This is a genomic window from Alcaligenes ammonioxydans (assembly GCF_019343455.1).
Taxonomy (GTDB): domain Bacteria; phylum Pseudomonadota; class Gammaproteobacteria; order Burkholderiales; family Burkholderiaceae_B; genus Alcaligenes; species Alcaligenes ammonioxydans.
Map to the genome: position 1 here is coordinate 2,751,629 of NZ_CP049362.1, position 23,897 is coordinate 2,775,525.

Below are 23,897 nucleotides of genomic sequence, written 5' to 3' on the forward strand. Positions count from 1 at the left end.
CCCACCAGCCACCACTGGTGGGCTTTTTTTTGACAGAACAAACTTTTTGCAGGGATTGCCGCCTACCCAGCTAAACGGCCCCATGCTACAAAAGACACTGGTCGGCCTGGCTGGCTTATTTCTCGCTAAAACCGTAAGGATGTGTTCATGAAACTCTCTGTACTGATTGCCGCCCTGCGCCTGCGCCATCTTGCAGGAGCTGCGCTGCTGTCAAGTTCACTGGCCGCTTATGCGCTACCCCCTGGCCTGGCCCAAGGCCCCTCTGTCGAAGGCGTTACGCAATATACGCTGGACAATGGTCTGCGCCTTGTTCTGGCCCCTGACGATTCCAAGCCTACGACCACCGTCAACATGACCTATCTGGTCGGCTCACGGCACGAGAATTATGGGCAGACCGGCATGGCGCACTTGCTCGAGCACATGCTGTTTCGCGGCACGCCCACCTTGCGCAATGCGTTAGGGGAGTTCTCCAAGCGTGGTCTGGAGGCCAATGGCACCACATCCAGTGACCGTACCAATTACTTTGCCAGTTTCGCTGCCGATCCTGAAACCTTGAAATGGTATCTGGACTGGCAGGCCGATGTCATGGTCAACGCCCTGATCGACAAGCAGGATCTGGAAGCAGAAATGCCCGTGGTGCGCAATGAAATGGAAAGCGGCGAGAACAGTCCTTTCCGGGTGCTGATGCAAAAGCTCACTGCCGCCGCTTATCAATGGCATAGCTATGGCAAGACCACCATCGGCGCACGATCGGACGTAGAGAACGTAGACGTAGAACAACTGCGCAAGTTCTATCACGACTACTATCAGCCTGATAACGCCGTACTCTTTGTAACCGGGCAGTTCGATACGGACCAGACCCTGGAGAACATTGCTAAGGCCTTTGGCTCCATCCCCAAACCCACCCGCCACTTGCGCCCGGAATACACGGTCGAACCCGTGCAAGATGGCACGCGTACGGTGACCTTGCGTCGCCAGGGCGGCACGCCGCTGATCATGTCGCTCTATCATCTGCCCAGCGCCGCCAGCCCGGACTATATGAACCTGAGCCTGGGCATCAGTGCCTTGGGTGACACACCTAGTGGCCAGCTTTACAAGAACCTGGTCAACAACAATCTGGCTACCAGCGTATTTAGCTTTGACTCCGAAAATCACGATCCAGGCTACGCCCTGTTTGGTGCGGAACTCAAGTCCGATATGGACCCGCAAAAAGCCTTAAAGGTCATGAATGAAACGGTGGAAGGTGTCGCCAAGTCCCCACTGAAAGAGGCGGACCTGGAACGCGTGCGCAGCCAGTGGCTGACGGGCTGGACGCAAACCTACGCCAATCCCTCACGCCTGGCCAGCGCCTTGTCCGAGGCAGCGGCCAGCGGCGACTGGCGTTTGTTCTTTCTACAGCGTGATCGGGTAGAAGACGCTAAGCTACCACAAGTGCAAAAGGCCTTGGAAACCTGGCTGGTGGCCAGCAACCGCAGCAATGGCTTGTACATTCCCACCGACAAACCGGTACGTGCTCCTGAGGCCACACCAGTGGATGTCGCCAAGCTGGTGCAGGATTACACCGGCAAGGACAGCGGCAAAGCCGTCGAAGCGTTTGATCCCAGCCCAGCAAACATCATGGCTCGCACTGATTTGCAGCCCCTGTCCTTAGGCAAGGATCTGGGCGAAGTCAAAATGGCACTGCTTCCCAAAGCGACCCGCGCCGAGCGTGTCGAGGCCCGAATGTCCTTCAAGTTTGGCTCGCCTGAGCAACTGAAAAACCAGAGCGCCACAGCCGCGGCAGTGGCCAGTCTGCTAAGCACCGGCACCAAAAAGCTCAACCGGGAACAGATTTCCGACCAGTTTACGGCCATGCAAACCCAGTTCAGCACTAGCGGCTCCAATGGCCGTCTGTATCTGAGCCTGTCGTCCAACCGCGAAAATCTGCCCAAGGCCATTGCGCTGGCACTGGACGTGCTGCGCGAGGCAAACTTCCCGGAGGACGAACTGAAGAAATACCAGCAGGCCGTCGTTACGGACCTGAAATCGGCCAGCACCGAGCCGGCTGCCCTGGCAAGCCAAACCATTGAACGCTACACCAACCCCTGGCCCAAAGACGATATCCGCTACACCCCTACTTTTGAAGAAGGGATAGAGCGGGTGCAGGCCGTCACCCTCAAACAGGTACGGGATTTCCATCAGAAATTTTATGGAACAGGCGATGTCGCCTTTAGCGCCGTGGGTGACTTTGACGAGGAGCAGGTTCGCAAGGCTCTGTCGGACGGTTTGAAAGGATGGCGTAAAGCGCCGACGTATCAACGGCCGGACGACCCGCTGCACCCTGTCCCGCCCAAGGTATTCGATATCAATACGCCGGACAAAGCCAACGCCTTTTATCTGGCTGAACTGGGCCTGAAGCTGCAAGATACCGACGCTGACTTCCCGGCCGTCTATCTGGCGAATTACTTGCTGGGCCTGTCGGAAACCTCGCGTCTGTGGAATCGTGTGCGGGTGGAGGATGGCCTGTCCTACAACGTACGCAGCCAGCTCGATGCGTCCAGCTATGAGCCCCATGGCTCATGGACGGTCTACGCCATCCACGCTCCCACCAACAGCGAAAAACTGGGCAACACCATTAATGAGGTGCTGAACCAGACACTGAAGGACGGTTTTAGCGAACAAGAGGTCAAGGAAGGCATCACTGCCCTGTTGAACTATCGCCGCCTCTCGCGCAGTCAGGATGCTGTGGTTAGCAGTGCCTGGTTGAACTACCTGGATCTGGGCCGCAGCTTTGAATGGTCCGAGAAAATGGATCAGGACCTGCAAAAACTCGATGCTCAACAGGTCAACGCAGCCTTGCGCAAATATCTGAAACCTCAGGACATGGTGGTTGCCATTGCCGCCGACCATGAGCGTCAGAAAGACGATGTTGCACCTGCAACAAAGACGGCGACAGACGTCCCGGACAGCGCTGCTGAACCGGCCCTGATGGAGGCCCAACCCTAAGAGGCAGGATGGGCCCTGAAGCCGTCCTGAACAGAAAGAAAAAAGCCCGGTACAGCAGTACCGGGCTTTTTGTTTCGCTATGCCTTGGAGGACTCAGGAAAAGAAACTTTTTACCTTGTCCGTCCAGGACTCACTTTTGGGCGAGTGCTTGACACCTCCATCATTGAGAGCCTGTTCAAACTGACGCAGCAATTTCTTTTGCTCTTCGTTCAGGCGTACAGGCGTCTCGATCTGAATGTGACAATACAAGTCACCGGGGTAACTGGAACGCAGGCCCTTGATCCCCTTGCCACGCAAGCGGAAGGTCTTGCCCACCTGAGTACCTTCAGGGATGGTGATTTCACCTCGTCCAGTCAGCGTAGGCACCTCAACGGTGCCGCCCAAGGCGGCGGTCGTAAAGGGGATGGTCAGCTCGCAATGCAGATCCTCGCCGTCACGCTGGAAGATTCCGTGCGGCTTGATGCGGATTTCCACATACAAGTCACCGGGTGGCCCACCGTTCACGCCCGGTTCGCCATTGCCGCTGGAACGGATGCGCATACCGTCATCAATACCGGCAGGAATCTTGACCTGCAAGGTTTTGGTCTTCTTGACCTTGCCCTCGCCGTGGCACACCACGCAGGGATCAGGAATTTCCTTGCCGCTACCGTGACAGGTTGGGCAGGTTTGCTGCATGCTGAAAATACCCTGCTGCATACGAACCGCGCCACTGCCCTGGCAGGTGCGACACGTCTGTGCCGACGTCCCAGGCTTGGCACCCGTACCCGAGCAGGTATCGCAGTTTTCCCAGCTTGGTACTCGAATTTCCGTATCAAAACCGGCAGCCGCCTGCTCCAGGCTGATATCGAGCGAATAGCGCAAATCCGCGCCGCGGTAAACCTGAGGGCCACCGCCACGGCGCCCACCGCCACCACCGAAGATCTCGCCAAAAATATCACCAAAGGCGTCTGCAAATCCGGCCCCGCCCATGCCGCCACCCATACCGCCCATGCCAGCGTTGGGATCGACTCCGGCATGACCATAGCGGTCATAGGCTTCGCGCTTCTGTTCATCGGACAGGATTTCGTACGCTTCCTTGGCTTCCTTGAACTTTTCCTCGGCGTCCTTGCTATCCGGATTACGGTCAGGGTGGAACTTCATGGCCAGCTTGCGATACGCCTTGCGGATTTCATCCTGCGTCGCATTTTTGGCCACACCGAGAATTTCGTATAAATCGCGTTTTGCCATGATTGATTAACGACGTCCAAACGCCGCTGTTTGAATAATAATGCCCGATCTCCAGCGTAAGCCGCCAAAGATCGGGCCAGGGAACCTTACTCAGGCTCGCAATTACTGATCGCGTTTGACTTCTTTAAAGTCGGCGTCGACCACGTTCTCGTCGGCGGGCTGCTGAGCCGTCGCTTCCGCACCTTGTTGTGCAGCGGCTTGGGCCTGCATGTCGGCGTACATCTTCTCGCCCAGTTTCTGCGAGGCCACGCCCAGCGCTTCCACCTTGGCGTCGATCGCTTCCTTGTCACCGTCTTTCAGCGTTTCTTCCAGATCGGCGATCGCCTTTTCGATGGCTTCTTTCTCTGCAGCTTCCAACTTGTCGCCGTAGTCCGTCAAGGACTTGCGGGTCGAGTGGATCAGGGCTTCAGCCTGGTTGCGCGCCACTGCCAGTTCCGCGATGCGGTGGTCTTCTGCCGCGTTGATCTCGGCATCTTTCACCATGCGCTCGATCTCCTCATCGGACAAACCGGAGTTCGCCTTGATGGTGATCTTGTTTTCCTTGCCCGTACCCTTGTCTTTGGCGGATACATGCAAGATACCGTTGGCGTCGATGTCGAAGGTCACTTCAATCTGTGGCAGGCCACGTGCTGCTGGTGGAATGCCTTCCAGGTTGAACTCGCCCAATGCCTTGTTACCAGCAGCGATTTCACGCTCACCCTGGAACACCTTGATGGTCACGGCAGGCTGGTTATCATCAGCCGTGGAGAACACCTGCGAATGACGCGTAGGAATCGTGGTGTTCTTCTGGATCATCTTGGTCATGACACCACCCAGGGTTTCAATCCCCAGGGACAGCGGAGTCACGTCCAGCAGCAGAACGTCAGTGCGGTCGCCCGACAGCACAGAACCTTGAATCGCGGCACCGGCAGCAACCGCCTCATCTGGGTTGATGTCTTTGCGAGGATCGCGGCCAAAGAACTCTTTAACACGTTCCTGTACCTTGGGCATGCGGCTCATGCCACCGACCAGGATCACGTCGTCGATTTCCGAAACCTTCACACCAGCATCCTTAATGGCTACGCGGCAAGGCTCGATCGTGCGTTCAATCAGGTCCTCAACCAGCGCTTCCAGCTTGGCGCGGGTGATCTTCAGGTTCAAGTGCTTAGGACCGGAAGCATCAGCCGTGATGTAAGGCAGGTTGATTTCGGTCTGCTGCGTCGAAGACAGCTCGATCTTGGCTTTCTCAGCGGACTCTTTCAGGCGCTGCAAGGCCAGCACGTCTTTGGACAGATCAACGCCGCTTTCCTTCTTGAACTCGGCAATGATGTAGTCAATGATGCGCTTGTCAAAGTCCTCGCCACCCAGGAAGGTGTCACCGTTGGTCGAGAGCACTTCAAACTGCTTCTCACCGTCGATGTCAGCGATTTCGATGATGGACACGTCAAACGTGCCGCCACCCAAGTCGTAAACAGCGATCTTGCGGTCACCTTTGTCAGCCTTGTCCAGACCGAAAGCCAAGGCAGCAGCAGTAGGCTCGTTGATGATGCGCTTGACGTCCAGGCCAGCAATACGGCCGGCGTCCTTGGTTGCCTGACGCTGGCTGTCGTTAAAGTAAGCAGGCACGGTAATGACGGCCTCGGTTACTTCTTCGCCCAGGTAGTCTTCGGCGGTTTTCTTCATTTTGCGCAAGATGTCGGCAGACACTTGCTGAGGAGCCATCTTCTTGCCTTGAGCTTCCACCCAGGCGTCACCGTTGTCGGCAGCGACAATGGTGTAAGGCACGTGTTCAATATCTGTTTGAACTGCCTTTTCAGTGAACTTACGACCAATCAAACGCTTGACCGCGAAGATGGTGTTGGCAGGGTTGGTAACCGCCTGGCGTTTGGCTGGAGCGCCAACCAGGATTTCGCCATCCTGCATGTAAGCCACGATGGAAGGCGTTGTGCGACCGCCTTCGGCATTTTCGATAATACGAACCTGGTCGCCATCCAACACCGATACACAGCTATTGGTGGTTCCAAGGTCAATACCAATGATTTTGCCCATGATTTTTTACCTGACTAAAAGATTGATTGCGAAAGCAAATTATTCGATGAAATGCATATGGGGAAAGGTACGTGCATTTCAAGAGCCACTGCCTTAATTTTTTTCACTGGGCAAGCGGCAGGTCCGAAGCAAGCACGCAAATGCGTCTATATTCTGGACGGCCTGCCGGCCCAGTTTGCCAGGCGCGATTACTTGGGCGCCGACACCATCACCAAGGCAGGACGCAAAACCCGGTCCGAAATGGTGTAGCCTTTTTGCAGCAGCTGGGCCACCGCGCCTTCTTCAAACTCCGAGGGCACAGCCGAAATGGCCTGATGCAGGTGTGGATCAAACTTGTCCCCGGCTTGCGGTGCCACTTCTTTCAAGCTATTGCGCTCGAAGGCCTTGTTCAACTGGCGCAACGTGGTTTCCACGCCTTCCTTCCAGGCCTCCGGGGTTTGCTCGGTCTGGGCCAGAGCGGCTTCCAGACTGTCGCGCACCGGAATCAGGCTTTCAGCGAAAGACTCGGTACCGAACTTGCGGGCTTTGGCCACATCGTCGTCCGCACGGCGGCGGATGTTTTCCACTTCGGCTTTGGCACGCAACAACTGGTCGTAGTACTGCGACACTTTTTCCTGAGCCTGGGCCAACTCGGTCGCCAGATCAGCTGGGTTTTCCTCGGGCTGCTGGGCCAAAATCTCTGGCTGGTCCTGCTCGACAGCGCCCTGTTGTGCCTGTTCAGGCGTGTTTTCCGTCACTTCCCCGTCCAGAGGCTTATTGGGATCGGCATGTGTAGCCATTCGATGTATCTCCACTACAGAATTCGTTGATCGCATAAAAATGGGGGCATCTGCCCCCAGTTCAAGACCCGCGTTCGTATTTTGCTGAGCTGAGCCTGAAACACTGCCTCATCCTACCGGGCGGGCACCAGACGACTGGGTAGCCAGCCGCCCAAGTGCTGCACGGCCAGCCGTCCCAGGCCCTCTATCCACTGGGGATCGTCATTCAGACAAGGGATGTAATGAAACTGGCCGCCCCCTTCTTGCAGAAAGGCGTCTCGACACTCCACCTGGATCTCCTCCAGGGTTTCCAGGCAGTCGGCCACAAAGCCGGGGCAAACCGCATCCACGCGCCCCACACCCTGCTTGCCCCATTCACGCAAAGTCGGCTCGGTGTACGGCTCGAGCCAACGCTCCGCACCAAAGCGGCTTTGAAACGCCATATGCACCTCTACGCCGGGCTCATCGAGCGCGGCACGCAAGGCATTGGTCGTTTCACGACAATCCCGGTAATACGGGTCACCCAGTTCCACGCAACGGCGCGGCAAGCCATGAAAGCTCAACAACAAGCGCTCGGGCTTGCCGTGCTCATCCCAGTAACGACGGATCTTGGCCGCCAGCGGGCCGATATAATCCGGATGGGTGTGGTAGCGCTTGATAAAGCGCAATTCAGGCTGATTGCGCTGTTTGGCCAGATGCCCGGCCACGCAATCCACGGCGGTCGCGGTGGTGCTGGCGGCATATTGGGGATACAGCGGCAGGCCCAAGATGCGTTCGCAACCGGCCGCTTTCAACTTATCCAGCCCACTGGCAATGGACGGGTTGCCATAACGCATGCCCAGCTCCACCTTGACATCATGGCCTTGCGCCTGCAGCAGCGCCTGCAATCCATCGGCCTGCGCCTGGCTGTAAACCAGCAACGGCGCGCCCTGCGGCAACCAGATATCCTGATAACGCGGGGCCAGCTTGCGCGGGCGCAGCGGCAAAATGAACAGGCGCAGAATAATTTGCCAAAGAGGCTGAGGGATTTCGATCACCCGGGGGTCCGACAGGAACTCGCCCAGATAACGGCGGATGGACGCAGCATCAGGCTGATCGGGCGTACCCAGGTTAAGCAGCAAAATACCGACAGGCCCGGCCGGTCTGACCGGAGCCTGGGCATTGAACATATCAGCATCCTTTGCTTCGGGCAAATAAGGAGAGGCAAACAACTTGGGCATGATTTGATTAATACCTTAGACAGCCAGCGAACCTTGCGCCTACCAACAGGTTAAAGGTCTATCCATTAACTGGCCGAGTGATGGCTCAGGGCATTGGACAATAGCCGGGCTGTAATGTCTACGATCGGAATCACACGATCATACGCCATCCGTGACGGCCCGATCACACCCAGCGTGCCCACGACTTTACCGTCCACCCCATACGGTGCGGTAATCACGGAGACATCGTCCAGCGGCAGGAGCTGGGAGTCGCCACCAATATAAATCTGCACCCCTTCAGCCTGGCTGGACACATCCAGCAGATGCAGCAGATCGGTTTTTTTCTCGAACAGGGAAAACAGGCGGCGAAGCCTGTCCATATCCGCCACCATTTCAGTGACGTTCAGCAACTTGCTCTCGCCTGCAATCACCACCGCTTCCTCGCTGTCGGGTTGGTGACTGCCAACATCCACGGCTTGTTGCATGAGGCGCGAGATATCCAGCTGCAAAGAGCTGAGCTCTTTTGACAAAGCCAGCTTGACGGCCTCAAAGGACATGCCCGAAAAATGCTGGTTGAAAAAATTGCTGGCCTCGATCAGTTCCTGTTCCAGATAGTCGCGCGGCACAAACAGGATACGGTTTTGCACATCCCCATCCGGGGTGACGATAATCAGCAACACCCGCTTGTCGGACAAACGGATAAATTCAATTTGCCGAAAGGTCTGTGCTTTTTTGGGTGCCAGAACCACGCCGGCGAATTGCGACAGGTTCGATAGCAGGGACGCGGCGGAACTGACCGCACGGTTGGGTTCATCAAAGGGCAGGTACTAGCTGAGATTGCGGGCATCGGGGCGCTCAAAACGCTCGGCTGCCAGCAGACGGTCCACAAACAAGCGGTAGCCTTTAGGCGTGGGGATGCGCCCCGCCGAGGTGTGAGGACTGTGAATCAGGCCCAGACCCTCCAGTTCCGCCATCACATTACGAATCGTGGCCGGAGAAAAATCAAAAACGGTCGATAAGGTGCGAGACCCCACCGGCTGACCATCGGCGATGTAACGCTCGATCAGCACCTTCAACAAGGCATTTGCTCTGTCATCCATGTCGCGTACGTCACTTAAAAACACCAGCTCTGCATGATAAAGGGGAGAATCTTACAGCCAAGCCTAGAGTGGCAACTCTATAATCCACTGATCGCCATTATTTCATTAATCATAAGGTTTTCGCCCCATGCATTTCAAAACGGTTGCCATTGTTGGTAGATACCAGGACTGTGGCTTGGATGCGCCCATCCGGTCGCTGGCCAACACCCTGGTCAACACGGGCTGCTCAGTACTAATTGAGGCTACAACCGCCCAAAATGCCGGTATAACCGAATTTCCCATCGGCGATTATGCCCAGATCGGCCAGCGCGCCGATCTGGCGATCGTGATGGGCGGGGATGGCACCATGATAGGCGCTGCACGCGAATTAGCCCACAGCAAGGTCCCCCTGATCGGCATTAACCATGGCCGCCTGGGCTTTATTACCGACATTCCCTTGAATGATGCCAACGAGGCCTTGCTCAGTGTTCTGAAAGGCGAGTACGACATTGAAGAACGCTCCATGCTGGAAGGCCGCGTGGTGCGTGACGGAGAAGTGCTGTACTCGGGCGTGGCCCTGAACGATGTGGTCATCAACCGCGCCGGACGTGGCGGCATGATCGAGCTGCGTGTGGAGCTGGATGGCGTTTTCATGTACCGACAGCGATCGGACGGCCTGATCATTTCCACCCCCACCGGCTCAACCGCTTATGCCCTGGCGGCCAGTGGCCCCTTGCTGCACCCGTCGCTGAAAGCCTTTCTGCTGGTGCCGGTCGCCCCCCAAACCCTGTCGAACCGCCCCATTGTACTGCCCGATACCGGCACCCTGAATTTGACCATTACCGCCCTGGGTCGGGTGGAAACCGGCGGCAGCGTGCACTTTGATATGCAAACCTGGTCGGACTGCCAGCAGGGAGACCGGATTGATGTGCGCCGCTCCCAGGACACCAGCCGCTTTATCCACCCCAAGGGCTACAGCTTTTTTTCCACCTTGCGCCAGAAGCTGGGCTGGAATCACATCCCTTTGCCTAACGACGAAAACGACTGAACCCCTATGCTCCGTACCTTGCACGTTCGAGACTTTGTAATCGTGGATCAAGCCACGATTGATTTCGACTCCGGCTTCACGGTTTTTTCCGGGGAGACCGGCGCTGGCAAATCCATCCTGATTGACGCCCTCTCACTGGTACTGGGAGCTCGCGGTGACGCCAAAGCCATACGCGAGGGCTGCACCCGTACCGAGGTCAGCGCGCATTTCGATTGCCCGCCCGATATTCAAGGCTGGCTAAGCGAGCGCGACTTCGATGTCTCTGATGAGCTGATACTGCGCCGCCTGATCGACCAGCAGGGTCGCAACCGCAGTTACATCAATGGTGGCGCAGCCACCTTGACCCAGTTGCGTGAACTGGGCGAACTACTGGTCGATATTCATGGCCAGCACGCGCACCAAAGCCTGATGAATCCCCAAAGCCAGTACGACCTGCTCGACAGCCAGGGTGGCCATTTGCCACTGGCACGACAAGTCGCCCAGGCCTGGCAACAACTGAGCCAGGCCCGCAAGGCCGTCGAACAGGCCAGCCAGAGCGCAGAACAGGGCAAACGCGAACAGGAACGCCTGGAATGGCAGATCAATGAGCTCTCCAGCCTGAATCTGCGCCCCGGGGAATGGGATCAGCTGCAGCAGGAACACACTCGCCTGTCCCATGCCCAAGCCCTGATTGATGGCAGTGCCCTGGCCTTGAACGCGCTGGACGGCGAAGAGACCTCGGTACAACAATTGCTGGGCAAAGCCAGTCATGAAATGAGCGCTCTGCTGCGCCACGACCCTGGTCTGCAGGCCATTGTCGATGCCCTGGAGTCGGCGCAAATTGCCGTGACCGAGGCGGCATCAGACTTGAACAGTTATTTAAGCGCTATGGAGCTGGACCCGGAACGCCTGGCTCAGGCGGAGGAACGGGTATCGGCCATTTTCAGTGCCGCTCGCAAACTGAAAGTCGAGCCGCAAGACCTGCCCAGTCTGCTGGAAACCTGGCAAGAACAGCTCGCTCAGCTACAGCAATCTTTTGATTTGCACGCCTTGCAAGCCAGGGCTCGGCAGGCTGAACAGCACTATCAGGAGCTGGGCGGAAAACTGAGCGCGGCACGGCGCAAAACCAGTGTGCAGCTGAGCAAGCAGGTCAGCCAGGCGATGCAGTCCATGGCCATGCAAGGCGGCCGTTTTGAGGTTGCCCTGACCGCCTGCGCCCCGCAGGTTCACGGTCTTGAACAGGTGGAGTTTCTGGTGGCTGGCCATGAAGGGGTCACCCCTCGACCGCTGGCCAAAGTAGCCTCCGGCGGTGAGCTGGCCCGGATATCCCTGGCACTGTCCGTCATCGCCAGCCAGGCGGCTCGTGTGCCCACCTTGATTTTTGACGAAGTAGATACCGGTGTGGGCGGCGCCGTGGCCGAAGTGGTAGGACGATTGCTGCAAGAACTGGGGGCACGCCATCAGGTCTTGTGTGTGACCCACCTGCCCCAGGTCGCTGCTTGCGGCAATCATCATTTAAAGGTCGAAAAAACAAGCGAGCAAGGCCAGACTTTTTCCTCCATCCGCCCCTTGTCTGAACAGGAGCGGGTAGATGAAATTGCCCGTATGCTCGGAGGACTGGAAATTACCCAGACCACGCGTGAACACGCACGAGAAATGCTGGCACGCCAGCGTTGAATTCGTCTTGTCGTTCAATGACAATTTGAACCACCAGCGCCAAAAGCCACTGGTGGTTTTTTTGTGCCGTCCTGATCAGCCCTGCAGCCCCGATCTGATTATTCTTTGAATTTTCAGGATGCCTGCCTGGCTATCCTGCCCCCAATCATCAGATTACACGCCTGCGGGCACTATCAAAACGGATTAACCGCGCAAGATAGGCTTGGCCTGTTTGCCCGCTTCCGAACATTTAGGGCAAATGCCATACAACAGCATCGTATGGCTTTCCAGCACAAAACCGTGGTCCTTGGCGACCTGGTGCTGGCGAGCCTCGATATTGCTGTCGGTAAACTCTTCAACCACACCACAATTGGTGCAAATCAGGTGATCGTGATGATCGCCGTCATTGAGTTCAAAGACGGCTTTGCCACCGTCAAACTGGCTGCGCACCAAAATGCCGGCTTGCTCGAACTGGGTAAGCACACGATACACCGTGGCAAGACCAATATCGACTTCTTCGGCGATGAGCAGGCGGTAGACGTCTTCCGCGCTCAGGTGTCGTTGTCCGTCCTGATCGGAGCGGCGAAAAATATCCAGAATCTTCAGGCGCGGAAAAGTCGCCTTAAGCCCCATGTTCTTCAGTTCATTTTGATCGTTCATGGCTAAATTATCGCATCTTGATGGGGATGGATCTCAAGTCCGCCCTGGTTAAAAACCAGCTCGTCTTGAGGCGGTTCAATGCGCAATTCATGCGCTTTTTCCTAAACCCTTATATGATAACGATTTTATTCCTACTGGGGCATTTCGTGCAGAAGAAGGCCAATTCATTCACTCCTGTCATCCGCGCCATACTCGCAGCCAGTCTGGCTGCCGCCGCCCTGAGCGCTTGCGGATCTTCCAAATGGGGCTTCCCATACCGCGCCGACATTCAGCAGGGGAACTGGATCACTGCCGAGCAGGTGGCGCGCCTGCAACCCGGGATGACGCGCGAACAGGTTCGCTACCTGCTGGGCTCTCCCACTTTGCAGGACATTTTCAACGCCGACCGCTGGGACTACCCCTACCTGAACAAGCCCGGCTATGGCAAGAGCGAACAACGCAAGTTCACGGTCTGGTTTGAAGGCGATACGCTGGTTCGCTGGCAGGGCGATGAGCAGCCGGATCGCCAGCCTTTCGAGCGCAGCGACACCGGCAAAAAACAGACGCCGCCTCCCGCAGACAGCGATAGTGCCGCCCCCACCCCCAGCGTGAGCGGCTCCCAGCCCACGCTTTAAGCTTTACGTTAAGGACACAGGATTCATGCGCATTGCCATTGCTGGCGCAGACGGCCGTATGGGCCGTATGCTGATTGAAGCTGTCTTGAACAGCACCGACCTGACCCTGGCCGCTGCCTTGGACCACCGCGGCTCCCAAGCAATCGGTCAGGACGCTGGCGCTTTTCTGGGCAAAGAAACGGGCATCATGGTCACGGACGACCTGAACGTTCTGGCCCAGGCCGACTGCCTGATCGACTTCACCCGTCCCGAAGGCACCCTGGCCCATCTGGACGCCTGCCTGCAACACGGCACCCGTCTGGTCATTGGCACCACCGGTTTTTCCGAAACCGAGAAACAGCAGATTCAGGCGGCTGGCCGCGAAATTGCCATTGTCTTTGCGCCCAACATGAGCGTTGGTGTCAATGCCACCCTGAAATTGATCGAAATGGCCGCTGCTTTGCTCCGCCAGGGCTACGACGCCGAGGTATTTGAAGCCCACCACCGCAACAAGGTCGATGCCCCTTCGGGGACCGCACTGGCAATGGGCGAGGCCATCGCCAAGACTTGGGGAGAATCCCTGAATGACGTAGCTGACTGGGCCCGTCACGGCCACACCGGCGTGCGTCAGGACGGCCGCATTGGTTTTTCCGTGGTGCGCGGTGGCGATATTGTGGGCGACCACACCGTATTTTTTTGCGGTGAAGGCGAACGCATCGAGATCTCGCATCGCTCCAGCAGCCGTGCCGGATACGCCAATGGCAGCCTGCGTGCGGCCCGTTTCCTGGGTGATAAAAGCACCGGTCTGTACAACATGCAGGACGTGCTGGGCCTGTAAGTGCCTCACTTGCAAACGCGCTCATAACAAGCCGGCTTTCGAGCCGGCTTTTTTTTCCCTCAAGCGGCGTCTGCCCGGCAAACAGTGTATTGAAAGACGCTTCTTTTCTCACTGATCTGCGCCCCCTTACGGTCTCTTTCTCCCACCCTAAACACGTTTCCAGGCAGGCGCCCACAAGGGCGTGCGCGTTTCAAACGCACTGCGCTGGTGCACCCCCCCTATTTTCCCTGCTTGACGTAAAGAAAAATATCACTAATATGTCAGTTGGATATTCAAAGAATAAACTTTTCTGCAGGAGACAGACAAGATGATGAGCGAACGCCAACGCAAGTTCCGCGAGGAATACAAATCCAATATCAGCCCCGCCTATAACGGTATTGTTCATGTCCTCGTAACGTATGTCGTGGGGCTGGCAGCGATTTACTACAGCATCAGTCAGTTGCAGTCGGTAGGCTGGGAATGGCTGATCATCATCCCCGTCTTTCTGGCGGGCAATTTTGTGGAATGGGCCATGCACCGCTATGTCATGCATCGGCGCATCAACATTATTGGTTTACGGGAAATTTATGAGCGTCACACCCGCCAGCACCACCAATACTTCACCGATAACGAAGCAACCATTGATTCGAGCAAGGAGTTCCGGATCGTCTTTTTCCCTTGGCGAGTCCTGCTCACCCTGGGTATCGGGGGTGGCATCCTGGGCTGGCTGGCCGCTACCCTTATCAACCCCAATGCGGGCTACTTTGTGTTCATGACCATGGTGGCGCAATACCTGGTGTACGAGGCTTTTCACTATTGCTGTCACGTCCATGAAAACAGCTTTGTGCGCAACATGCCCTTTATCAACACAATTCGCCGCCACCATACCGCTCATCACAACCAGGGCATCATGATGAAGTACAACATGAACCTGACCTTCCCCATCGCCGACTGGGCCATGGGCACCACCGATCTGCGCCGTGGTCTGCTGGGCCACCTGTTCAATGGCTACAGCGAAAAACACGTCAAGGAAGAGCTCAAGCCCATTATTCGCCGCTTCCGCTTTGAAGACACGGGTGACACCACCGATGGCCCCGCCCTGAAACAGGAAGAGGCACACGCGCTGGAGCGCGGTCTGGCTAACTAAGACCCCGACCTTGTTTACAAGCTGGAGATCAGCGTCGTGCGAGCGAGCTCTTCAATGTAATCCATCAACCGGTCCAGGCTTTTTCCGGCCTGGTCCACATCACCGCCCGCGATAGTCATGGCCAGATCGGCATGCAGTCTGCCCATTTCCGTCAAGTCCGGGTTTTGCTGATAGTGGCAAAACCAGAATCGGCGGGAAAGGCCGTGAGTCAGGCGCATGGCCCCTTCCGCGAACTCGTTGCGTGCGGCCTCGATTTCCAGCTCATTTAACCGTCGATCTGCCCGGATGAAACTGACTTCATCATTCTGGGCAGCCGCTTCCAGGAAAGCGTCATGCAAGCCCTTGAACTGCTCGCGTTGGTCCCGTGTCGCCCGCTTTGCCGCACTGCGGCAGATCAAGCGTTCGATTTCCCGCCGTGTCTCGATCAGACGCAACTGCTTGGGCATATCCAGCTCGGGAATCAACAGGCCGCGTTGCGGCAACACCAACATCAAGTGTTCACGTGCCAGGCGCTGAATGGCTTCCCGAATGGGGGTGCGGCCAATCTCGAACATCTGGCTCAAGGTCAGCTCCGACACAATGCTGCCCGGCGGCAACTTCAAGGTAATGATGGCTTCTTCCAAGCGCTCGTAAGCAATGTCCGTGAGCTTGGGCTTGGGTTCTGTCAAGGCCTTGATTTCCCGCGTCTCGTCCTGAGACCGCTCCTTTCCCGCTACCTTCCGCTTGCTTGTGACCATGCTAACCCTGCCTTAAAAACGCAGCGTTCGCTGCTGAAACCTGATACCTGAGGTCTGCTGCCCCCCCGGTGCACGCACTGAGCAGAGCCAGACAACAATCTCATATCTTAGTTGTATTTCTTTACTCCAGGAAGCCACATGAGCATTGCCTGCCCTTCAACTGCCCCGGCCATCCTTGCTGTTCATGGCATTCAAGGCACTCAACGCAGCTGGCTGCCAGTCGTCCAGGCCAGTTCACTTTCACCGCATTGGCAGACTCCGGATTTACGAGGCCGGGGGGACGCCCACTACGGTACCTGCCAGCAGGATTATGAGCTGAGCCAATTTGTCCACGATCTGCGCATCCCTATTGCCGCCTTGTCGGCCACGACACCCTATGTTCTGGCTGGCTGGAGCCTGGGCGTATCGATTGTGCTGCAAACCTGCCTGACGCTACTGGACGAACAGGCTGTGCTCCCTCAGGCCCTGGTGCTGATATCGGGTACCCCCAGCCTGAATCAAACCCGCTGGTTCAAGTCTGAGCACACCCCCGCCTTGCTGCAGGAAATTGCAGAACGCGAGCAACGCCTGGGCCTGAGCCAGGCGGCCGGCCATCAAGATGTGGCCTGGACCTGGCTGGCCAACCGACATCACGACCAGTACGCACAGTTGCCTCGCATTTCCATCCCCTCATTGATTATTCATGGCGATCAAGACCAGGACTGCCCCATTGAACATGCCCGCCTGTTAGCGCAGGCACTGCCGCAAGCCAGCTTGCACAGTTTGCCTGGTGCGGGCCACAGCCTTTTAAGCTCGCATCCCGACCGGATCGCTTCTTTGATCGACTCTTTTTGCACTGCAAGGACTACCACATGAACACGCACGTTTTCTTTTGCCCGCCCCCCCGTACCTTGATGGGGCGCGGCTGCCGCCATGAGCTTCCTGCCTTGATCGCCCATTTGGGCTGGCGCCGCGGCTTAGTGATTACTGACCGTTTTTTCACCACCCAGACCCGCTGGGTTGAGGACCATATTAACGCCTGTAAGAAACAGGGCATTGAGATTGTGGTGTTTGATGGTGGCCAGCCCGATCCTTCCACCACTTTGTGCGATCAGGCCACGCAGCACGTGCGGGCTCATCTGGCCGAGCAGCCCATCGACTATGTATTGGCTATGGGAGGCGGCAGCAATATCGATCTGGCCAAAGCGCTGTGCCTGACCGTGCCAACTGGCCAAACCATACGAGCGTACAGCGGTACCTGGCCTGCCCACACCCGCCCCCTGCCTCTGATCGCCTTGCCCACCACCTCCGGCACAGGCTCGGAAGCCACACCAGGGGCGATTCTGGTCGATCCCGACAACGCCACCAAGATCGCCGTGATGGGCAACGCCCTACGCCCCGCCATTGCCGTCATCGACCCTGAGCTGAGCGATAGCTGCCCGCCCCGCGTCACCGCCGATGCCGGTATTGACGCCCTAACCCATGCAATTGAATCATTTGTCACACAAGACGCCAGCCTGTTTGACCGCGGCGGCAGCCCTGACCCGGGCTATAGCGGCCGCTCCGGCCTGACGATGATGTTTGCACGCGAAGCGATACGGCTGTGCGGACACTACATGCTGCGAGCCTATCGCGACGGCACCGACACCGAAGCCAGGGACGGCATGGCCAGCGCCAGCTACTATGCAGCCCTGTCCTATGGCACGGCGGGCTTAAATGCCGTGCATGGCATCGCCTACGCTCTGGCCGGCTTGACGCATCAGTCTCACGGCACCACCAATGCCGTCTTGCTGCCCTATGTTCTGGACGAACTGCGTGAGACCCGTGCCCCAGAGTTGCGGGAAGTCGCCCAGCTTCTGGGCATGCCAACCGACCAGACAGAAGACGCCGTGCTGGCACTGCCCGCCTATGTGCGTTCATTAATCGAACAATTGGGCATCCCCACCGATCTACGCCAATGCGGCGTGCAGGAACACCAACTGGAAGGCCTGCTGCACGATGCGCTGCAAGTCACCCGTCTTGCCAAAGCCTTCCCGGTGGCTGATCGTACCAGCGCCTATCAGCGCATTATCCGACACGCTTTTGAGGGCTCATTGGCCACTCATTTCATCCTTAATTAATTAGCCAGCTAAGTACATACCAGTATTTAACCCTGAGCCAGACACCACTAGTATCCATGTAATATATCAGCAAAAGAACAAAGACCTGTCCTGGCCTGACGACAGGTCACCTAGTCATAAAACCCGCCACAAGAGCGGACCTACAGGAGACACCTATGACAGCCGTATCCCCCAATGTGGCCAATCGTCTGGAGCGATTGCCCATGACTCGCTATCAACGCATGCTGTTCGGTATTATTGCGACCGCCTGGTTCTTTGACTCCATGGACCTGGGCATCATGACTTTTGTATTGGGTTCCATCAAGGCAGAAATGGGACTGAGCACGGCGCAGGCAGGTCTGCTGGCCAGCTCCAGCTTTTTAGGCATGTTTTTAGGTGCGGCCATTGCAGGCATGCTGGCAGACAAGTACGGCCGCAAGCCCGTCTTTCAATGGAGCATGATTTTTTGGGGAGTGGGGAGTCTGGCCTGTGGGCTGGCCCAAAACGTCGAGCAACTGATGGCCTTTCGGGTACTGCTCGGGTTTGGCATGGGGATGGAATTCCCTATCGGCCTGGCGATGGTCTCGGAAATTGTGCCCGCCAAAAGCCGTGGTCGCTATATTGCAATTCTGGAAGGTTTCTGGCCGCTGGGCTTTATCAGTGCCGGGATTCTGACCTATCTCAGCCTGGACTATATAGGCTGGCGTGGAATCTTCATTGCCTTGTCCATCCCTGCCCTGTTTGTATTCGTAATTCGCCGCTGGGTACCGGAGTCACCCCGCTGGCTGGAAGAAGCAGGACATAACGAACGCGCCGAGCAGGTGACCAGCGCTTTTGAGCATAAAGTCATTCAGGCCAATGGTGGTCAGGCACTGCCCTTGCCCCTGCCTCCCAGCCCTTGTGAAAAACTCAAGCGCGGCGCCTTGTTTGCCCAACTCTGGCAAGGTCAATATGCACGCCGCACCTTGATGCTGTGGATGCTGTGGTTTTTCTCCCTGCTCGGTTACTACGGCTTGACCACCTGGCTGGGTGCGCTGTTGCAACAGGCAGGATACGCGGTCACCAAGTCCGTGACCTATACCATCTATATTTCCCTGGCAGGCATTCCGGGCTTCATTTTCTCGGCCTGGTTGCTCGAAAAATGGGGGCGCAAGGCCACCATGGTACTCATGTTATTCGGTAGCGCAGGCTGCGCCTTTATTTATGGGCACGTCGCCACCAGTCAGGCGCCGGTCGCACAATTGATCGGTGCCGGGCTATGCATGCAGTTCTTCATGTTTGGCATGTGGTCGGTCTTGTATGCCTATACACCTGAGCTCTATCCCACGCGGACACGCAGTACCGGAGCCGGGTTTGCATCGTCTATTGGTCGCCTCGGTTCCCTGCTCGGCCCTCTGCTGGTTGGCATTATCTTGCCGTGGACCGGGCATACCGGCGTATTTACGCTGGGCGCCATCTCTTTTTCGATTGCCGCCTTAGTGGTCGTCGCCCTCGGGGTGGAAACCAAAGGTCGTTCTCTGGAAGAAGTATCAGCCTGACGAACAAGAGCCGGACGCGCTGCCAGGCCTTTTGAACAAGCAGCAACGTCACCAGCAAAAACCCCGTGTCAGTGCAACGCGCCGACACGGGGTTTCCCTTTATCGGTCTGCCTCATCCCTGAGTTGACCGGGCTTGCCCGACGCAACGTAGCTACGAGCCACGATTCGCCAAACCCTAGAGAGCCGCCAGGCCTAAGCCACCACAACGGGTTCTTGCTCCAGCTCGACGCCGAAGCGCTCCCGCACCGAGGCTCGGATCGCTGTTGCCAGCCGCCCAATATCCGCAGCGGTTCCACCACCATGATTGACCAGCACCAAAGCCTGCCTGTCGTGCACCCCCACAGCGCCATCCGTCCGCCCTTTCCAGCCGCACTGCTCAATCAACCAGCCCGCTGCCAGCTTGCACCGCCCCTGTCCCACGTCGTAAGACACCAGATCAGGCCATTGCTGTTTTAGCGCATCGCGCTGCGCGGTCTGCACCACCGGATTCTTGAAAAAGCTACCTGCATTAGCCAGAACCTTGGGGTCTGGCAGCTTTTGACGACGAATATCGCAGACGGCCTGAAAAATCGTTTCCGGGTCCGGCTTACCTGCCAGGTGGGCTTGTTTGTTCAGGTCGGGATACTCCAGCACGGGCATCCAGGGACGAGGCAGCATGAAACGTACCGCCACAATCAACCAACTACCGGCAGGATCGCGTTTGAAACGGCTGTCTCTATAAGCGAAACCACATTCTGGTGCTGACAGTTCCAGCAATCGGCCCTCTTTAAAACTCCAGGCCAGCACACTGTGAACTCGTTGCTCCAACTCCAGACCATAAGCACCGATATTCTGAACCGGAGCGGCGCCCACTGTGCCGGGGATCAGCGCCAGATTTTCCAAACCGGGCCAACCCTGTTGCAAACAGTACTGCACAAAGTCATGCCAGCATTCGCCTGCCTGCGCTTCCACTATAAAGCCATCGTCATGCTGGGCCAGCAAGCGAATTCCTTTGCTTTGCACTTTGATCACCAAGGCATCGAGTTGCTCGGCCAGCACGACATTGCTGCCCCCGCCGAGGACGAAAACACGTTCGCCCTGCTCCACCGCAGCCTGCAACTCCGGTAGCTGGCCAAGCTGTTCGTACACCACCAGATCACGTGCACAGCTATCCAGACCCAAGGTGTTAAAAGCGCTCAAATCAACATTATGCTGCCTGTCCACGACCCAGTCCCACGATCCAAGAAAGCAATAAGCATAGCTCGGACAGACAATTTTCCGGAAAAAATTACAGAATCTCTTGACAGGGATACGTCTTGCAGACTAAAGTTACGTTCTTGCTTGACGCAGCGTCCGTTTGGCAGCAAAAAGCAGTTTGCAGGCAGTAAAGTTTGTTCAGCAGTTTTGATGAAAGCGTGTGCAAATTATCAAAAAAACTTGACAAACAAAAACAGCCACTTTAAACTAGCTTTCTTTACTTAATCAGCACCAGCTAATAAGTAAAACGCTGAAAACAGATTCAATCTGCACAGCAAAATGCGGGAGTAGCTCAGTTGGTAGAGCGCAACCTTGCCAAGGTTGAGGTCGCGAGTTCGAGACTCGTCTCCCGCTCCAGATTCCTAAGGGAAGCCTAGGCTTCCCTTTTTAATCGACCACGGCGCAATGGCAGAGTGGTTATGCAGCGGATTGCAAATCCGTCTAGGTCGGTTCGATTCCGGCTTGCGCCTCCAGTAATGCTGGTCACAAGTCGGTAATGCAGTAAAAATGCGGGAGTAGCTCAGTTGGTAGAGCGCAACCTTGCCAAGGTTGAGGTCGCGAGTTCGAGACTCGTCTCCCGCTCCAAATTCAAAAAGCCCAAACTTCGGTTTGGGCTTTTTTTCGTCCTGCCATTTCCCTCTCCTCCCAAGAACATCCGTACCAAACCCGGCTCGTCCCTGTCTGAGGCGCATCACCGCTAGCGTCTCAATAAGGCAACGTGCCCCGCCCCGAGGTATAAATACCGCTAAGCTGTCCTGACGTGGAACAAACGGAAATCATCATCGTCCGCCAGCGTCACTTTATCGAGATGGGCCCCGTTACTGATTGTTTTTTACAGCCGACCCTATGGAGCACTGGACAACCATGAGCGCCCCCTCCTACCCGGTATCTGTCGAAGAAGATCGTCGCCTACGCGCCCTGGCGGAGTACAAACTGCTCGATGCCCCTCCCACCGAGGAGTTTGACCGACTCGCCAACCTGGCGGCCAGGCTATTCAAGGTTCCCATCGTTCTGATCACACTGATCGATAAAGATCGACAGTTTTTCAAGGCGCGCGTGGGTACGGACCTGAACGAGATCAGTCGCGCTGATTCCTTGTGCGCACATGCCATCCTGTCCAATGACCTTCTACTGATCCCCGATGCCCTGCAAGATCCACGCTTTGCTTCGAACCCTTTAGTTACGGGCCCGCCCTTCGTTCGCTTTTATGCCGGAAAGCCGCTGCTGGCCCCAACAGGAGAACGATTAGGCACCGTGTGCCTGATTGATACCAAGCCACGACAAGCCTTTAGCGATGACGAGCGAGCCAATCTGTCCGATCTGGCCAGCCTGATCATGGAACGTATGCAAGCCCGTCGTCTGGAACAGACTCCATCAGTCAGCAAAGCCCGATTTGAAAATATCGCGACCGCCTCTCCCGATGCCATCATCGGCTCGGATGAGCATGGCCGCATTACCTTATGGAATCATTCTGCCGAAAAGATCTTTGGCTATGTAGCGGAAGAAATTCTGGGGCAACCCGGCTCGATCATTGTGCCTGACAACTGGCGCAAGGTTTACGAGCACGAACTTGTCCGACTCCAGCAGGGCGAACAGATGAAACTGCCTGACCGCAGGATCGAACTGTCCGCTTTGCGCAAGGATGGCACCGAATTCCCGGCAGAGTTCTCCCTATCGACCTGGACTGAGGCCGGCTCACGCCATATCGGCGCCATTGTTCGAGACACCACGGCGCGGCGGCACCATGAAGAAAGACTGTTCCAGCTGGCTTCGCTCGATGCCCTGACAGGGCTTGCCAACCGGGGAATGTGGCAGGCACGCCTTGCCCAGACACTTGCCGAAGAAGCGCCCGCCACCATCTTGCTGATCGATCTGGATGACTTCAAGGAGATTAACGACACCTTCGGACATTCCGCCGGCGATGCCGTCCTCAAACATATTGCACAGCAAATGAAGTCCGCCTTTCCTGACGCGATCATGCTTGCTCGACTGGGCGGCGACGAGTTTGTGGCCTTGCTACCCGGCAATCAGGAGCAGGCCGCCCGCATCGCGGCTCAAACGCTGCTCAATACCTTGGCGACACCCTGCAACTTTGCTGGCCAGGTTATTGAAACCAGTGCCAGCATGGGAGTGGCGCTGACGCTGATGCACGGCACCAGCGCCGAGGAGGTTCTGAACGCTGCCGATCTGGCGCTGTACAAAGCCAAATCCTCCGGGAAACGACACTACGTGATGTTCTCTTCACTCTTGCGTGAAGTGGCGGTCGCACGCAGATCGTTCGAGCGGGAGCTACGCCTGGCTTTTGAACACGGGGAGTTTGAGCTTTTCTACCAACCCCAGGTCTCTACCCGCAGCGGATTGCTGACCGGCGCGGAGGCGCTGCTCCGATGGAATCATCCAACACGAGGCTTGTTATCCCCGGTCTCTTTTATTGATGTGCTCAACGAAAAGCAGTCTGCCCCTGCCATAGGGGCGTGGATAATACGCACGGCATGCCGTCAGGCCGCGCACTGGCACGCGACCATCCCCACTTTTCGGATTGGCGTGAACCTGTTCGAGGCACAGCTACGAACCAATCGTCTGCGCTCCACGATCAGCACCATCCTGGCTGAAACAGGCCTGCCAGCGCACTGTCTGGAACTGGAGATTGTGGAAACATCCTTGTTCCGCAACGACATGGTGACCAAGAACCTGCTCCACAGTTTACGTGACCTCGGCATTGGCCTGGCCTTCGACGACTACGGGACGGGCTATGCATCATTGAGCCTGCTCAAAACCTACCCAGTCAGCCGACTGAAAATTGACCGCTCTTTTATCCGCAATGTCCACGAAGATACCGGAAACGCCGCCCTGGTCAAGGCGATTATCTACTTGGCTAAAAACTTTGGTCTGGATGTCATTGCAGAAGGCGTGGAAACCGAGGAGCAACTTCAGTTCCTGAGAAGTAATGAATGCCCCGAAGTACAAGGTTATTTGTATGGCAAGCCGGTTTGTGCCGACACATTCACAACACAATTCATCCAGCACAAAGGCCCACTAAAACCTTGCCCACTCGATAGAAAACCCATTATCGGTCCCTAGCATCGGCACAAGCGGGCTTCACAGAAGGGCGAGCCCGCCCTTGGCCCAGTC

The 23,897-nt window shown here is 56.7% G+C and carries 17 protein-coding genes, 3 tRNA genes and 1 pseudogene; 13 read left to right on the top strand and 8 right to left on the bottom strand.

Going from position 1 to position 23,897, the window contains the following annotated elements:
* The first annotated feature begins 147 nt into the window (after positions 1–147).
* Positions 148–2,985, top strand: a complete 2,838-nt coding sequence (locus FE795_RS12660) for a M16 family metallopeptidase (RefSeq protein ID WP_131070802.1) — start codon at positions 148–150, stop codon at positions 2,983–2,985.
* A 93-nt stretch (positions 2,986–3,078) separates the two neighbouring features.
* Here FE795_RS12660 and dnaJ read toward each other — a convergent pair whose 3' ends face one another.
* The 5 genes and pseudogenes from dnaJ to hrcA form a co-directional block, all read right to left on the bottom strand.
* Entirely contained in the window at positions 3,079–4,212 is a 1,134-nt protein-coding gene (gene dnaJ / locus FE795_RS12665) for a molecular chaperone DnaJ (RefSeq protein WP_003803324.1), read from the bottom strand.
* Positions 4,213–4,314: 102 nt separating this feature from the next.
* On the bottom strand, positions 4,315–6,240 hold the full coding sequence (gene dnaK, locus FE795_RS12670) for a molecular chaperone DnaK (protein ID WP_003803323.1): 1,926 nt from the start codon (positions 6,238–6,240) through the stop codon (positions 4,315–4,317).
* 188 nt (positions 6,241–6,428) lie between these two features.
* Positions 6,429–7,019 carry a nucleotide exchange factor GrpE gene (gene grpE, locus FE795_RS12675; RefSeq protein ID WP_003803322.1) on the bottom strand — a complete coding sequence of 197 codons (591 nt, stop codon included), beginning with the start codon at positions 7,017–7,019 and terminating at the stop codon, positions 6,429–6,431.
* A 113-nt stretch (positions 7,020–7,132) separates the two neighbouring features.
* On the bottom strand, positions 7,133–8,218 hold the full coding sequence (gene hemH / locus FE795_RS12680; RefSeq protein ID WP_003803321.1) for a ferrochelatase: 1,086 nt from the start codon (positions 8,216–8,218) through the stop codon (positions 7,133–7,135).
* A gap of 65 nt (positions 8,219–8,283) precedes the next feature.
* A pseudogene (hrcA, locus tag FE795_RS12685) lies at positions 8,284–9,297 on the bottom strand (heat-inducible transcriptional repressor HrcA).
* A 127-nt stretch (positions 9,298–9,424) separates the two neighbouring features.
* Between hrcA and FE795_RS12690 the strand changes: the two are divergent.
* Positions 9,425–10,324: an NAD kinase gene (locus tag FE795_RS12690; protein WP_003803315.1), complete on the top strand. Its 900-nt coding sequence runs from the start codon at positions 9,425–9,427 to the stop codon at positions 10,322–10,324.
* 6 nt (positions 10,325–10,330) lie between these two features.
* Complete coding sequence (gene recN, locus FE795_RS12695) at positions 10,331–11,980, top strand: DNA repair protein RecN (RefSeq protein ID WP_131070803.1); 1,650 nt, start codon at positions 10,331–10,333, stop codon at positions 11,978–11,980.
* 183 nt (positions 11,981–12,163) lie between these two features.
* Here the strand turns inward: recN and fur are convergent, their stop codons facing one another.
* The gene (gene fur / locus FE795_RS12700; RefSeq protein WP_003803312.1) at positions 12,164–12,619 is read right to left on the bottom strand and encodes a ferric iron uptake transcriptional regulator; all 456 of its coding nucleotides are present in this window, start codon (positions 12,617–12,619) and stop codon (positions 12,164–12,166) included.
* 146 nt (positions 12,620–12,765) lie between these two features.
* Between fur and FE795_RS12705 the strand changes: the two genes are divergently transcribed.
* The 3 genes from FE795_RS12705 to FE795_RS12715 all read left to right on the top strand — a co-directional run bounded on the left by FE795_RS12705 (position 12,766) and on the right by FE795_RS12715 (position 15,176).
* Positions 12,766–13,233, top strand: a complete 468-nt coding sequence (locus FE795_RS12705; RefSeq protein ID WP_230406187.1) for an outer membrane protein assembly factor BamE — start codon at positions 12,766–12,768, stop codon at positions 13,231–13,233.
* Positions 13,234–13,258: 25 nt separating this feature from the next.
* Positions 13,259–14,050: a 4-hydroxy-tetrahydrodipicolinate reductase gene (gene dapB / locus FE795_RS12710; protein WP_003803308.1), complete on the top strand. Its 792-nt coding sequence runs from the start codon at positions 13,259–13,261 to the stop codon at positions 14,048–14,050.
* Positions 14,051–14,357: 307 nt separating this feature from the next.
* Positions 14,358–15,176 (top strand): sterol desaturase family protein, encoded by an 819-nt coding sequence (locus FE795_RS12715; RefSeq protein ID WP_003803307.1) that lies wholly within the window; start codon positions 14,358–14,360, stop codon positions 15,174–15,176.
* A gap of 14 nt (positions 15,177–15,190) precedes the next feature.
* Here the strand turns inward: FE795_RS12715 and FE795_RS12720 are convergent, their stop codons facing one another.
* Complete coding sequence (locus tag FE795_RS12720) at positions 15,191–15,913, bottom strand: GntR family transcriptional regulator (RefSeq protein WP_003803305.1); 723 nt, start codon at positions 15,911–15,913, stop codon at positions 15,191–15,193.
* Positions 15,914–16,051: 138 nt separating this feature from the next.
* Between FE795_RS12720 and FE795_RS12725 the strand changes: the two genes are divergently transcribed.
* From FE795_RS12725 to FE795_RS12735, 3 genes are all read left to right on the top strand, one after another.
* Entirely contained in the window at positions 16,052–16,768 is a 717-nt protein-coding gene (locus tag FE795_RS12725) for an alpha/beta fold hydrolase (protein ID WP_131070804.1), read from the top strand.
* The gene (locus FE795_RS12730) at positions 16,765–18,012 is read left to right on the top strand and encodes an iron-containing alcohol dehydrogenase (RefSeq protein WP_131070805.1); all 1,248 of its coding nucleotides are present in this window, start codon (positions 16,765–16,767) and stop codon (positions 18,010–18,012) included. The genes FE795_RS12725 and FE795_RS12730 overlap by 4 nt, the downstream gene beginning before the upstream one ends.
* A 155-nt stretch (positions 18,013–18,167) precedes the next feature.
* A complete protein-coding gene (locus FE795_RS12735; protein ID WP_003803299.1) occupies positions 18,168–19,529 on the top strand; it encodes an MFS transporter in 1,362 nt (453 codons plus the stop codon).
* A 192-nt stretch (positions 19,530–19,721) separates the two neighbouring features.
* On the opposite strand, the gene murB is transcribed toward FE795_RS12735, so the two are convergent.
* Positions 19,722–20,732: a UDP-N-acetylmuramate dehydrogenase gene (murB, locus tag FE795_RS12740; RefSeq protein WP_062946408.1), complete on the bottom strand. Its 1,011-nt coding sequence runs from the start codon at positions 20,730–20,732 to the stop codon at positions 19,722–19,724.
* A 314-nt stretch (positions 20,733–21,046) separates the two neighbouring features.
* On the opposite strand from murB, the gene FE795_RS12745 reads away from it, so the two are divergent.
* The 4 genes from FE795_RS12745 (at position 21,047) to FE795_RS12760 (ending at position 23,846) form a co-directional block, all read left to right on the top strand.
* A tRNA-Gly gene (locus FE795_RS12745) sits at positions 21,047–21,122 on the top strand.
* A 42-nt stretch (positions 21,123–21,164) separates the two neighbouring features.
* A tRNA-Cys gene (locus FE795_RS12750) sits at positions 21,165–21,238 on the top strand.
* A gap of 36 nt (positions 21,239–21,274) precedes the next feature.
* Positions 21,275–21,350, top strand: a tRNA-Gly gene (locus FE795_RS12755).
* Between the two features lie 279 nt (positions 21,351–21,629).
* Positions 21,630–23,846 carry a putative bifunctional diguanylate cyclase/phosphodiesterase gene (locus FE795_RS12760; RefSeq protein ID WP_219234999.1) on the top strand — a complete coding sequence of 739 codons (2,217 nt, stop codon included), beginning with the start codon at positions 21,630–21,632 and terminating at the stop codon, positions 23,844–23,846.
* Positions 23,847–23,897: the final 51 nt, after the last annotated feature.

Excerpts from the sequence above, each read along its gene's own strand:
- FE795_RS12660 (WP_131070802.1), top strand. The coding sequence starts at position 148 with ATGAAACTCTCTGTACTGATTGCCGCCCTGCGCCTGCGCCATCTTGCA.
- dnaJ (WP_003803324.1), bottom strand. The coding sequence starts at position 4,212 with ATGGCAAAACGCGATTTATACGAAATTCTCGGTGTGGCCAAAAATGCG.
- dnaK (WP_003803323.1), bottom strand. The coding sequence starts at position 6,240 with ATGGGCAAAATCATTGGTATTGACCTTGGAACCACCAATAGCTGTGTA.
- grpE (WP_003803322.1), bottom strand. The coding sequence starts at position 7,019 with ATGGCTACACATGCCGATCCCAATAAGCCTCTGGACGGGGAAGTGACG.
- hemH (WP_003803321.1), bottom strand. The coding sequence starts at position 8,218 with ATGCCCAAGTTGTTTGCCTCTCCTTATTTGCCCGAAGCAAAGGATGCT.
- FE795_RS12690 (WP_003803315.1), top strand. The coding sequence starts at position 9,425 with ATGCATTTCAAAACGGTTGCCATTGTTGGTAGATACCAGGACTGTGGC.
- recN (WP_131070803.1), top strand. The coding sequence starts at position 10,331 with ATGCTCCGTACCTTGCACGTTCGAGACTTTGTAATCGTGGATCAAGCC.
- fur (WP_003803312.1), bottom strand. The coding sequence starts at position 12,619 with ATGAACGATCAAAATGAACTGAAGAACATGGGGCTTAAGGCGACTTTT.
- dapB (WP_003803308.1), top strand. The coding sequence starts at position 13,259 with ATGCGCATTGCCATTGCTGGCGCAGACGGCCGTATGGGCCGTATGCTG.
- FE795_RS12715 (WP_003803307.1), top strand. The coding sequence starts at position 14,358 with ATGATGAGCGAACGCCAACGCAAGTTCCGCGAGGAATACAAATCCAAT.
- FE795_RS12720 (WP_003803305.1), bottom strand. The coding sequence starts at position 15,913 with ATGGTCACAAGCAAGCGGAAGGTAGCGGGAAAGGAGCGGTCTCAGGAC.
- FE795_RS12725 (WP_131070804.1), top strand. The coding sequence starts at position 16,052 with ATGAGCATTGCCTGCCCTTCAACTGCCCCGGCCATCCTTGCTGTTCAT.
- FE795_RS12730 (WP_131070805.1), top strand. The coding sequence starts at position 16,765 with ATGAACACGCACGTTTTCTTTTGCCCGCCCCCCCGTACCTTGATGGGG.
- FE795_RS12735 (WP_003803299.1), top strand. The coding sequence starts at position 18,168 with ATGACAGCCGTATCCCCCAATGTGGCCAATCGTCTGGAGCGATTGCCC.
- FE795_RS12760 (WP_219234999.1), top strand. The coding sequence starts at position 21,630 with ATGAGCGCCCCCTCCTACCCGGTATCTGTCGAAGAAGATCGTCGCCTA.